The organism is Aeromonas sp. OTU364, from assembly GCF_038440395.1.
Classification (GTDB): Bacteria; Pseudomonadota; Gammaproteobacteria; order Enterobacterales; family Aeromonadaceae; genus Aeromonas.
In genome coordinates this window covers 90,343-102,420 of the sequence record NZ_JASATR010000020.1, presented here as the reverse complement: position 1 = coordinate 102,420, position 12,078 = coordinate 90,343, and the positions used below count along the sequence as shown (strand labels likewise).

The following is a 12,078-nucleotide window of genomic DNA, read 5'->3' as shown; positions in this document are numbered from 1 at the left end:
ACGGCCCTGTTCACCGGCGCGGGCGGCCTCGATGGCGGCGTTGAGGGCCAGCAGGTTGGTCTGCTCCGAGATGCTGCGGATGGTGTCGAGTATGCTGCCGATGGAGTCGGTCTGGCTCGCCAGGGATTCGATGACCCCGGCCACCTGCTCTATCTCCCCCGAGAGGCCGACGATGCCGTGGCGGGCCTGAGCCACCACGACCGCACCCGCATCGGCCTGATCGTTGGCCTGCCTGGCCACGTCGGCGGCGAGAGACGCATTGCCGGCGATCTCGCTGACGGTGGCGCCCATCTCGTGGATGGCGGTGGCGACCTGGACGGTGCGATCCCGCTGTGCGGTACAGTTGTGCTGGGTCAGCTGGGCCTTGGCGGCCACCTCGTTGGCGGTGGCGGCGAGCTGGCGGGAGTTGCTCGCCACCTGCTCGATGGAGCCGTGGATCTTGGCGACGAAGTTGTTGAAGCCGGTGGCGACCTGGCTCAGTTCGTCCCGTCCTTCCACCTTGAGGCGCTGGGTCAGATCCCCGTCACCACTGCCCAGTTCCCGGAACAGGCGGGCCAGTTCGTTGAGGGGGCGACTGACGGAGCCCGCCAGCAGGACGCCGAGCAGCCCCATGCCGACGGCGATGAGCAGGCTCACCAGCACTATGTGCAGTCGCGCCTTGTCCAGCTCGGCATAGATCTCGGCTTCCGGCACCTGGGCCACCAGATACCAGTCGAGCAGGGGGATATAGCTGGTGGCGAGCACCACTGGCTGGCCATCTATTTCGGCGTGGGTGACGGCGAACGGTTGCTTGGTCATCAGCGCGCCGGCGCCCGGGCCAGCCAGCTGACTCAGGCTGTCTCTGTCGATACGGGCGGCATCCGGGTGCAGCTTCACCTTGCCGCTGCCATCCGTCATGAAGACGAAGCCGCTGTCGCCGATGCGGAAGTTGGCGAGCATGCTAACCATGCTGTCGAGGGACTTGGCGAGCCCGGCCAGGCCGCGCCCGTCGAGCTGCTGGAAGTTGACGAACAGCTTCACCTCGCCATTGCTCTCGCGAAAGATGCTGAGCATCAGGTCCTGGCCGCTCTTGGTGTAGTCGTAGAACCAGTTGTCCTGCTCGTGGTTCAGGATGCGCAGGAAGCCGTCCTGGTTGTAATAGGCGGCGCTCTGGCGATCGGCGAAGGAGGCGGTGACCAGGCCATACTGGCTCGTCATGTCCTTGAGCTGGTCGATGAGGATGGACTCCTGCTCCTTGGGCATGCCGCGGGCCACCCAGTCCAGCACGAAACGGTCATTGGCCAGCTGCCTGGCGGCGCTCGCGACCGAGGTGAGATCCTTCTCGATCTCCTTGCCGATGCGCTGGGTCAGGTTGGGCAGCTCCTGCTCGAACATGCGGGTCTCGATCAACTGCTGGGCTGAGCGCTGGCTGAAGTAGCCCACCAGCAGGCAGGAGAGAGCCACGGCGAGGATGACGGTGGCCAGAATTTTCTGTTTGAGTGTCAGGCTTGCGAACATAAGGGTGACTCGGGAGTGTGGGCCTAAGGTTGAGTACATATTAACGGCTGAGCTGGCGTGCTCTTGAGGTGGCGGCGGCGATTATTGCCGATTAACGTTTGCGCTCACATCAGGCCGGGACTGGATTGGCGCCGGTTATCCCTGGCTCTGGGGCCTCGGGGGTGATGACATCTCGCCAGCGGGGGCGCTTGCAGTTAAAGTTCTGGAACTTATAGTTGGCAGCACTCATGTCGGCGGGCTGCTCGCTCGACTCGCACGGATCAATGGACACTCATATGCGCATCTTTCATCGGGGATGGACCCATCTGCTTATGCTTCTGCTGGCGACCCTACCATTGGCGGGGATGGCCCTGGCCAGTGACACCGGGCCCAAGGCTCGGGTGCACGGCGGCGAAGGCAAGGCGGAGCGACCCAGGATAGCCCTGGTGCTGAGCGGCGGCGGCGCCAAGGGCGCGGCCCATATCGGGGTGCTCAAGGTGCTGGAAGAGAAGCGCATCCCGGTCGACATCGTCGTCGGCACCAGCATGGGATCCTATGTGGCGGGCATGTACGCCATGGGGCTCAGTGCCGAGGAGGTGGAGCGGATGACCCTGGCCATCGACTGGAACAAGGGGTATCAGGACAAGGTCGGTCGTGACGAGCTCTCCCTGCGCAAGAAGCAACAGAGCGAGAAGTACCAGCTGCGCACCGACATCGGGGTCAACGGTGACCAGACTCAGCTGCCGGACGGCTTCTTCCAGGGGCAATCCATGGCCAGCCTGCTGCGCCATGCCACCTCCAACCTGCCGGCCCAGAAGAGCTTCGACGATCTGCCCATTCCCTACCGCGCCGTGGCCACCGACATGGAGACGGTGACCCCCTTCGTGCTGGACAGTGGCAGCCTGGCCAAGGCGATGCAGGCCTCCATGTCCATTCCCGGCGCCCTCAAGCCCGTGGAGTGGGAGGGACACATCCTGGCCGACGGCGGTACCGTCAACAACATGCCGGTGGACGTGGCCAAGGCCATGGGGGCCGACGTGGTGATCGCGGTGGACATAGGCGCCAAGCTGCGCACCCGGGAGTCGCTCAAATCCGGGCTGGCCATGATAGACCAGCTCACCACCTACATGACCCAGGTCGGCACCGAGAAGCAGAAGGCGCTGCTGGGGCCGAAGGACGTGCTGCTCAGCCCCGAGTTCGGTGACATGGGGATCGCCGACTTTGCCCGCATGCCGGAGGGGATCAAGCAGGGGGAGGCGGTGGCCGACCGCGCCGCTGCCCAGCTCGATGCCCTGTCGCTCTCCCCCGACGCCTATGCGGATTACCGCAACAAGAAGCTGAGCCGCCGCGCCGAGCGCAGCGGGCAGCCGGCCTACTACATCGACAAGGTGGAGATCCTCAACAAGTCGCGCCTCTCCGACGAGACGGTGCGGGCCATGCTCAAGGTGCGCCCGGACAAGGTGCAGACCTATGAGAGCCTGGAGGCCGGGATCCGCCGCCTCTACGCCCTGGAGTCGTTCGACCGCATCACCTACGAGGTGGAGGAGCGGGACGGCGAGAACGTGCTGGTGGTGGATGCCAGCGAGAAGAACTGGGGCCCGGGCTATCTCAACTTCCAGCTCGGCTTCTCCGATGACTTCGAGAGCAGCTCCAACTACAACGTCGGCATGTCCTATACCCTGACCAACGTCAACGACTGGGGCGCCGAGTGGCTGACCGAGGCGTCGCTCGGCACCGCCAAGCACCTCAAGACCGACTTCTACACGCCGCTCGAGCCCTCCCAGACCTTCTATGGCGAGGCGAGCCTGGCCTATGACAAGACCCAGCGCCGGGTCTTCTTCCCGGAGGAGGATGTGAAATCGTCCGGGGTCCGTTATCTGGACTCCGAGTACAGCTTCACCAGCATGGATCTCGCCGTCGGCTGGAACCGCCAGCCCTGGAGCAGGTTGTCCCTGGGGCTGGAAGGCCAGGTGGGCAGCGTCGATGTCCAGAACCTGTCCGACGCGAGTGCGGATGCCACCGCCTGGGGCCCCTACATTCGCTTCGAGCACGACACCCTCGACAGTCGCTACTTCCCCTATCAGGGTATCTACTGGGACATCAAGGGGGGCTACTCCCACATCAAGATAGAGCCGACCGGCGAGCCGACGGAGAACACCGAGGGGCTCAACTACCACCTGGCGATGATCAAGCCCTGGTCATGGGGACGACACAGCATCAACCTGATGCTGGAAGGGGGCGGTTCCTCCTCTGAGGAAGAGGTGCCGCTGTTCGTGCAGGATCTCGGCGGCCTGTTCCGGCTCTCCGGCTTCCAGCACTACCAGCTGAGCGGCCGCTACAGCCTGTTCAGCGGTCTGCGCTACATCTACCGGGTGGCGGACAACGACTTCGGGGCCATCAAGGCACCCCTGTTCCTCGGGGGCTCCCTCGAGCAGGGTGGGGTCTGGGACAAGGGGGATGACATCAGCCTGGAATCCTCCTATACCGCCGGCTCCGTCTATGTGGGGGTGGAGAGCTTCCTCGGCCCCATCTTCCTCGGCTATGGCATGGCGGAGGGGGGACACGACATGTTCTATCTGCAATTGGGCACTACGTTCCAATAAGGGTGAAATGCTGACTTTTTGTTAACTTGTCTGTGCTGTGTCCCTTGCCAGTTTAAAAAAACCTAACTGGCTTATATGGTTATGCTGGTTTGGTGAATAACTGCACAGGGTTTGGATTTTAATTACTCGTTAAAACTTATATAGTGGGGGGCACCCTACGGGTGTCCCGCAAGGACGATCGCCGCGAGCTTGGGCGAACCCCAAAAAAAAGACCAAAGAGGAATTAGTCGTGCTTGAAACATACCGTAAACACGTCGCAGAACGTGCCGCCGAGGGCGTGGTTGCCAAACCTCTGGACGCAGAGCAGGTCGCCGCCCTGGTTGAACTGCTCAAGAACCCGCCCGCCGGTGAACATGATTTTCTGAAAGAACTGTTGTCCTCCCGCGTTCCCCCGGGTGTCGATGAAGCGGCCTATGTCAAAGCCGGCTTCCTCACCGCCGTCGCCAAGGGCGAGGCCCATTCCCCCATACTGACTGCCGCCGAAGCGGTCGAGCTGCTCGGCACCATGCAGGGTGGCTACAACATCCAGCCGCTGATCGATCTGCTGGACGACGCCTCCCTGGCGCCACTTGCCGCCAAGGGCCTGTCCCACACCCTGCTGATGTTCGACTCCTTCCACGACGTGGAAGAGAAGGCGAAGGCGGGCAATGCCCACGCCCAGCAGGTGCTGCAATCCTGGGCCGATGCCGAGTGGTTCCTGAACCGCCCCGCCCTGGCCGAGAAGATCACCGTCACCGTGTTCAAGGTGACCGGCGAAACCAACACCGACGATCTGTCCCCGGCGCCGGATGCCTGGTCCCGTCCCGACATCCCGCTGCACGCCCTGGCCATGCTGAAGAACGCCCGTCCCGGCATCACCCCGGACAAGGACGGCGTCATCGGCCCCATCAAGACCATCGACGCCCTGAAAGAGCAAGGCTTCCCGCTGGCTTATGTGGGTGACGTGGTCGGTACCGGTTCCTCCCGCAAATCCGCCACCAACTCGGTGCTCTGGTTCATGGGCGACGACATTCCCTTCGTGCCGAACAAGCGCGCCGGTGGCGTCTGCCTGGGCGGCAAGATTGCCCCCATCTTCTTCAACACCATGGAAGATGCCGGCGCCCTGCCCATCGAAGTGGATGTCTCCAAACTGGAGATGGGCGACGTGATCGACATCTTCCCCTATGAGGGCAAGATCACCCGTCACGGTACCGACGAGGTGCTGGCCCGCTTTGAACTGAAGACCGAGGTGCTGATCGACGAAGTGCGCGCCGGTGGCCGCATCCCGCTGATCATCGGCCGCGGCCTGACCGACAAGGCCCGCGAGGCGCTGGGTCTGCCGTTCTCCACCGTGTTCCGTCGCCCGCAGCCGGTGGCCGACACCGGCAAGGGTTACACCCTGGCCCAGAAGATGGTGGGCAAGGCGTGCGGCGTGCAGGGCATTCGCCCGGGCACCTACTGCGAGCCGCGCATGACCACGGTCGGCTCCCAGGACACCACGGGCCCCATGACCCGCGACGAGCTGAAAGACCTGGCCTGCCTCGGCTTCTCCGCCGATCTGACCATGCAGTCCTTCTGCCACACCGCGGCCTATCCCAAGCCCATCGACGTGCAGACCCACCACACCCTGCCGGACTTCATCATGAACCGCGGCGGTGTCTCCCTGCGTCCGGGCGATGGCGTCATCCACTCCTGGCTGAACCGCATGCTGCTGCCGGATACCGTGGGTACAGGCGGTGACTCCCACACCCGTTTCCCCATCGGGATCTCCTTCCCGGCGGGCTCTGGCCTGGTGGCCTTCGCTGCCGCCACCGGCGTGATGCCGCTGGACATGCCGGAATCCGTGCTGGTGCGCTTCAAGGGCGAGCTGCAACCGGGCATCACCCTGCGTGATCTGGTCCATGCCATCCCCTACGCCGCCATCCAGAAGGGGCTGCTGACCGTCGAGAAAGCGGGCAAGAAGAACATCTTCTCCGGCCGCATCCTCGAGATCGAAGGTCTGCCGACCCTGAAGGTGGAGCAGGCGTTCGAGCTGGCGGACGCCAGCGCCGAGCGCTCCGCCGCCGGTTGCACCATCAAGCTGGATCAGGCCCCGATCATCGAGTACCTGAAGTCCAACATCGTCATGCTGAAATGGATGCTCTCCGAAGGCTACGGCGACGTGCGCACCATCACCCGCCGTATCAAGGGGATGGAAGAGTGGCTGGCCAATCCGGTGCTGATGGAAGCGGACAAGGATGCCGAGTACGCCGAAATCATCGAGATCGATCTGGCCACCATCAAGGAGCCGATCCTGTGTGCGCCGAACGATCCTGACGACGCCCGCCTGCTGAGCGAGGTGGCTGGCAGCCAGATCGACGAGGTGTTCATCGGTTCCTGCATGACCAACATCGGCCACTTCCGTGCCGCCGGCAAACTGCTCGAGAAGTACCAGGGCGAGCTGCCGACCCGCATGTGGATCGCCCCGCCCACCAAGATGGACAAGGATCAGCTGACCGAAGAGGGCTACTACGGCATCTTTGGTCGCGTCGGTGCCCGCATCGAGATCCCGGGCTGTTCCCTCTGCATGGGCAACCAGGCGCGCGTGGCGGAAGGGGCCTCCGTGGTTTCCACCTCCACCCGCAACTTCCCGAACCGTCTGGGCAAGGGGGCCAACGTCTACCTGGCCTCTGCCGAGCTGGCTGCGGTTGCCGCCATCATCGGCAAGATCCCGACAGTGGCGGAGTACCTGCAGTACGCCAAGACCCTGGATGCCACTGCGGCCGACACCTATCGCTACCTCAACTTCAACGAGATCGCCTCCTACACCAGGAAGGCCGATGCGGTGATTTTGCAGCAGGCGGTCTAAGCCTGGTCGGTCTGACCACTGGAAATAACAATGCCGCGTCTCGACGCGGCATTTTCCATTGATGGGGGTTGCGCGATAATGGGCCGCCAATCTCCCGCCACTGCGTCGTCGATTCCTTTTACCAGCGCGCTGCGTTAGGTTGTCTGGCCTGAATGGTCCCATTGTCTTCTGTGTGAAATGGGCGTTATTTCACTGCGGCGCTTGCCAGGGCAAGCCTGCGAATTGCGGCGTGGTTTCTATGTTCCTGTTCCGGATTGATCTTGCCCGTACGAGATGGCGCCTCGGCTGTGCCTTGCTGGTCTTGACCCTGCCACTGCTGGCGGGAGGCTGGATGGTGCACAGCAGCTATGAGCAGGAGTTGAAGAGCGACGCCAGCGCCTCCGCCTACAAGGCGAGAACCTTGCTCGAGCGCATGCTGGATCAGGCCGAGCAGGCCAACCTGGAGGCATTGCCCCTGGTGAACCGGCCCTGTGCCGGCAACCTGCTGCAACTGCGCAAGAGAGTGGCCCTCGAGCCTTTCCTGCGCTCGGTCAATCTGGTGCGCGACGGGGTGATCAACTGCACCTCGCTGTTCGGGCCTGTCCATGAGGTGGATGACAGGTCGGTCTACACCCAGAACAAGTTGCTGCTGATGCGCGGCAACAAGGTGAGTCAGGATCATCCGCTGCTGGTGGTGCGCCATGATCGCGGGCGCGATGCGGTGCTGAGCGCCATCGACAGCACCCAGCTCAGCTTCATGCTCGCCATGAGCAGCGACACCAGCGAGCTCTATCTGCAGGTCGGGTCGGCCTGGATCGATGAGTCCGGCCATCATCAGAACCAGCCCCCCAGGCTGCACAGCAAGACCCGCCTTGCCCTCGCCTCCCACCGCTACCCCTTCGCCATCCAGGCGGGCTATGCCATGCCGCTCTACTGGCACTCCCTGTGGGAGGCTCGCCATCTTGCCCTGCTGTGGCTGGCCGGCACCTCTGTGCTGCTCGCGCTGCTGGTGTGGTGGGTGCTCGGTCGCCCGGGCTCCCCGACGGATGAGCTGAGGCGCGGACTGCTGGCAGGGGAGTTCGTTCCCTACCTGCAACCCCTGATGGCCAGCAAGGACGGCCGCATGGTGGGGGCCGAGGTGCTGATGCGCTGGCAGCACCCGAGCTCAGGCCTGATCCGCCCGGATCTCTTCATCCCCCAGGCGGAAGAGTCCGGGCTGATAGTGCCCATGACCACCCACCTCATGAAGGTGGTGGCCCAGCGCCTGAAGCAGGTGCAGAGCCAGCTGCCAGAGGGGTTTCACATCAGCTTCAACATCAGCGCCGCCCACTGCCGGGATCTCTCCCTGCTGGCGGAGTGCCGTGCCTTCCTCGCCCACTTCCAGCGAGGGCGGGTGGCGCTGGTGCTGGAGCTGACCGAGCGGGAGCTGCTGGTGGCCAACCCCCATACCCTCTCCCTGTTCGCACAGCTGGACGAGATGGGGGTCAAGCTCGCCATCGATGACTTTGGCACCGGCCACTCCAGCCTGATCTACCTGCAGCAGTTCCATGTGGACTTTCTCAAGATCGACCGCTCCTTCATCGGACGCATCGGCACCGAGTCCCTCTCCGAGCACATAGTCGACAACGTCATCGATCTCGGCCGCAGGCTGGGCCTGGCCCTGGTCGCCGAAGGGGTGGAGACCGAGCATCAGGCCGCGTACCTCAGGGGCAAGGGGGTCCACTACCTGCAGGGATTCCTGTTCGCGCGGCCCCAGCCGCTGCGCCAGTTCTGCCAGGGATTGACGGCAGGGGAGGCGGGTAGCCAGCCGGTTGCCGCCCGCACCACCTCCGCCTGATCCCTCGGTGAGGCTGCTCGTTATTTGACCGGTTAGGCCTGGGTTCAGCTTAGGTTGCTAACATGGCGTTCCTTTACGAACGGGATCCGCCATGCGTTATTGCTCCGCGGCCGACACGGCCAGACCCAGGCCAAGACTGCTGATCACCATGCTGATGTTCGCGCTGCCCATGCTGCTCGGCAACTGGGCCATGCTCGTTCGCTATCGGGTCGATCTGCAGTGGGAGTCCCATCAGGCGGCGAGCCATACCCTGGCGCTGATGGAAACCATGCTGTCTCATGCCCAGGCGGCCAATCGCCAGGCCTTGCCATTTCTGGGCAAGCCCTGCGCCGCTGCGCTGCCGACCCTCAGATCCCTGGTCGCCATGGTGCCCTTCGTGCGTTCGGTCAACCTGAGCCAGGGAGACAGCATCTACTGCACCTCCCAGTTTGGCCGACGCCGGATCCCCTATACCGCCGAGCAGTACAGTCAGGGCCAGCTGCGCCTGATGGAAGGGAACGAGGTACGGCGGCATCATCCCGTCCTCTCGGTGCGCACCAGTACTGTGCAAGGGGCAGTAATGACCCTGATCGATGGGGATTACCTCAACTTCATGCTGAGCCTGAACCAGGGAGCCATGCCCCTGATGCTCAGGGTGGGGAATAGCTGGCTCGACGAGGAGGGCCACTTCTTTGCCGCCGAGCCTCCCCTGGCGAGTCAGGATCATGTCGAGCGCCAGGCTGCCGGCTATCCTCTCTCCATCTATGCGGGCTACTCCTCTGCTCCCACCCTGATGGGGCTGTGGCGCCATCATGGCTTCGGGGTCTGGCTGCTGTTTGCCTTCAGCACCTGCTTTGCCGCCATCATGTGGTGGCTGCTGGGGCGCCCCCGCTCCCCGATCAGCGAGCTGGCCCGGGCCCTGCGGGCCAAAGAGTTCGTCCCCTACCTGCAACCCCTGGTGGAGAGCGGCAGCGAACGCATCATGGGGGTCGAGGTGCTGATGCGCTGGCAGCATCCTGACGTGGGCCTGATCCGGCCGGATCTCTTCATTCCCCAGGCGGAGGCCAGCGGCCTGATCGTGCCCATGACCAGCCTCATCATGGGGGTGGTGGCTGAGCGACTGGCCGCCGAGCAGGCGGGGTTGTCCGATGGCTTCCATGTCGGCTTCAACATCAGCGCGGCCCATTGCCGCGACGACAGCCTGCTGGAGGATTGTCGCAGCTTCCTCGCCCGCTTCGCACCGGGCAAGGTGATCCTGGTGCTGGAGCTGACCGAGCGGGAGCTCCTGGTGGCGGATCCCCATACCCTCTCGCTGTTCCAGGCACTGGACGAGATGGGGGTCAAGCTGGCCATGGATGACTTTGGTACCGGCCACTCCAGCCTGGTCTATCTGCAGCAGTTCCATGTGGACTACCTCAAGATCGACCAGTCCTTCATCGCGCGCATAGGGACCGAGTCCCTCTCCGAGCACATAGTCGACAACGTGATCGATCTGGGCCATCGCCTCGGCCTGACGCTGGTAGCCGAAGGGGTCGAGACCCGCGAGCAGGCGGAGTATCTCAAGGGCAAGGTGACCTATCTGCAGGGCTACCTGTTCGGTCGCCCCGCGCCCATCCAGCAATTCTGCGACGAGTGGCTGGCTGAGGGGCAAAATGCCGACCCTGTCATGGAGTTGGTCGGGCTGACCTGAGTCGGTTCTCTCAGCGCGCCAGGCTGTGCAGCCAGTTCGCCAGCGTCTCGTGGGGGCTGCCGGGTTCGGGTCTGGCGGGGGCGAGCAGGTGGTAGCCGGTGCCATCCGGGACGAAGCCGAGCGGGGCCGCCAGTAGTCCGGCCTCCAGGTCGTCACACACCAGTCGGTAGGGGCCGATGGCGACGCCAAGGCCCGCCACCGCCGCCTGCAGGCTGAAGTAGAAGTGCTCGAAGCGCAGGCTGGGTGCCTCGTCATTCAGGCTATGCCCTGCATTCTCCAGCCAGCCTGGCCAGGCATCCGGGCGCGTCTTGGTGTGCAGACGGGGGGCCGAGGGGCGCAGGGCGGGATCTTCCCCTCGCGGCTCGAAAAACTGCTCCACCTTGCCCGGCTGGCAGACAGGCCCGGTCAGCTCCTCGAACAGCAGCTGGCTGTGCAGATCCTCGGGCCAGTGGAAGTCATTGCGGCGGATGGCGAGATCGATGCCGCTGCCAAAGCTGAGGGCACCGCCCCCCGCCATCAGATGGACGTCCAGCTCGGGGTGCAGGGCCTGAAATGCGGGCCAGCGCGGGATCAGCCAGCGCATCAGCAGGGTGGGCTCGCAGGAGAGCACCAGCGACTGGGGGCGGCTCTGCTGGCGCAGCGCCTGGGCCGTCTCCCGGATCTGGCCCAGCCCCTCCCTGACCGCCTGATAGAGCCGGTCGCCCGCCTCGGTCAGGAAGACCCGGCGCTGGCGCCGCTCGAACAGCCTGACGCCCAGGTCTTCCTCCAGCAGGCGCACCGCCCGGCTGATGGCGCCATGGGTGAGGTGCAGCTCGTCGGCGGCGCGGCCGAAGTGCTCGGTGCGGGCCGCCACCTCGAAGCAGCGCAGGGCCGTCAGGGAGGGGAGCGAGAGGGTTTTCTGTGAATTTTTCTCACCGTTCATGTCAGAAGTTATCGTTCGTCATTGGGATAATTGCCAAATAAAATAGCCGATATCCCATGTGACCAGGACTATTTTCATGACCGAACTGTTAGCCGTAGTAGCCATTACCTTCTTTGCCGTCATCAGCCCGGGCCCGGATTTTGCCATGGTGTCGCGCAACAGCCTGCTGCTCTCACGTCGCACCGGCGTGCTGACGGCGCTCGGCATCGCGGCCGGGGTCTGTGTCCACGTGAGCTACACCCTGCTGGGGGTGGGCCTGCTGATCCAGCAGTCCCTCTGGCTGTTCAACCTCATCAAGCTGGCGGGGGCGGCCTACCTCATCTTCCTCGGCATCAAGATGCTGCGGACCCAGCCCGCGACCGGTGAAGAGCTGGCCAGCCAGCCAGCCCTCTCCAGCCTGGGGGCGCTGCGCACCGGCTTTCTGACCAATGTGCTCAACCCCAAGACCACCATCTTTATCGTCAGCCTCTTCATGCAGGTGGTGCAGCCGCAGACGCCGCTAGCGGTCCAGCTCGGCTACGGCGCCTTCATAGTGCTGGCCCACGCCCTCTGGTTCAGCGCTGTGGCGCTCTTCTTCTCCAGCGCCTCGGTACGGGCTCGCCTGCTTGCGGTGCGCCACTGGATCGATCGGATCTTTGGCGGTCTGCTGGTGGGTTTCGGCATGCTGCTGGCACTGACCCAGCCCTCGCGCTGAGGGGAAGGGGGCTGGCTCCCTTATCCACCCTCGACTGTAGGGGCTTGTTTTTCATGCCTTGGCGCTCGCTT

At 64.1% G+C, this 12,078-nt stretch carries 7 protein-coding genes; 5 read left to right on the top strand and 2 right to left on the bottom strand.

Translation table 11 applies throughout. The annotated features are described in order from the left end of the window. The coding region (locus AAHB08_RS17860; protein ID WP_342059671.1) for a methyl-accepting chemotaxis protein at positions 1 to 1,497 on the bottom strand (1,497 nt) is incomplete at its 3' end. A gap of 275 nt (positions 1,498 to 1,772) precedes the next feature. On the opposite strand from AAHB08_RS17860, the gene AAHB08_RS17855 reads away from it, so the two are divergent. From AAHB08_RS17855 to AAHB08_RS17840, 4 genes are all read left to right on the top strand, one after another. Further along, positions 1,773 to 4,079: a patatin-like phospholipase family protein gene (locus tag AAHB08_RS17855; protein ID WP_342059670.1), complete on the top strand. Its 2,307-nt coding sequence runs from the start codon at positions 1,773 to 1,775 to the stop codon at positions 4,077 to 4,079. A 229-nt stretch (positions 4,080 to 4,308) separates the two neighbouring features. Further along, the gene (gene acnB / locus AAHB08_RS17850; protein WP_319917300.1) at positions 4,309 to 6,906 is read left to right on the top strand and encodes a bifunctional aconitate hydratase 2/2-methylisocitrate dehydratase; all 2,598 of its coding nucleotides are present in this window, start codon (positions 4,309 to 4,311) and stop codon (positions 6,904 to 6,906) included. Between the two features lie 238 nt (positions 6,907 to 7,144). Next, positions 7,145 to 8,722, top strand: a complete 1,578-nt coding sequence (locus AAHB08_RS17845) for an EAL domain-containing protein (RefSeq protein ID WP_247625593.1) — start codon at positions 7,145 to 7,147, stop codon at positions 8,720 to 8,722. Positions 8,723 to 8,813: 91 nt separating this feature from the next. After that, positions 8,814 to 10,391: an EAL domain-containing protein gene (locus AAHB08_RS17840; RefSeq protein ID WP_342059669.1), complete on the top strand. Its 1,578-nt coding sequence runs from the start codon at positions 8,814 to 8,816 to the stop codon at positions 10,389 to 10,391. 10 nt (positions 10,392 to 10,401) lie between these two features. Here the strand turns inward: AAHB08_RS17840 and AAHB08_RS17835 are convergent, their stop codons facing one another. Next, positions 10,402 to 11,313: a LysR family transcriptional regulator gene (locus AAHB08_RS17835; RefSeq protein WP_342059668.1), complete on the bottom strand. Its 912-nt coding sequence runs from the start codon at positions 11,311 to 11,313 to the stop codon at positions 10,402 to 10,404. A gap of 76 nt (positions 11,314 to 11,389) precedes the next feature. Between AAHB08_RS17835 and AAHB08_RS17830 the strand changes: the two genes are divergently transcribed. Then, a complete protein-coding gene (locus AAHB08_RS17830) occupies positions 11,390 to 12,007 on the top strand; it encodes a LysE family transporter (RefSeq protein ID WP_139439035.1) in 618 nt (205 codons plus the stop codon). The last annotated feature ends 71 nt before the right edge of the window (positions 12,008 to 12,078 follow it).

Coding starts and splice junctions, on each gene's coding strand:
- AAHB08_RS17855 (WP_342059670.1), top strand. CDS start 1,773: ATGCGCATCTTTCATCGGGGATGGACCCATCTGCTTATGCTTCTGCTG.
- AAHB08_RS17840 (WP_342059669.1), top strand. CDS start 8,814: ATGCGTTATTGCTCCGCGGCCGACACGGCCAGACCCAGGCCAAGACTG.
- AAHB08_RS17830 (WP_139439035.1), top strand. CDS start 11,390: ATGACCGAACTGTTAGCCGTAGTAGCCATTACCTTCTTTGCCGTCATC.
- AAHB08_RS17845 (WP_247625593.1), top strand. CDS start 7,145: ATGTTCCTGTTCCGGATTGATCTTGCCCGTACGAGATGGCGCCTCGGC.
- AAHB08_RS17835 (WP_342059668.1), bottom strand. CDS start 11,313: ATGAACGGTGAGAAAAATTCACAGAAAACCCTCTCGCTCCCCTCCCTG.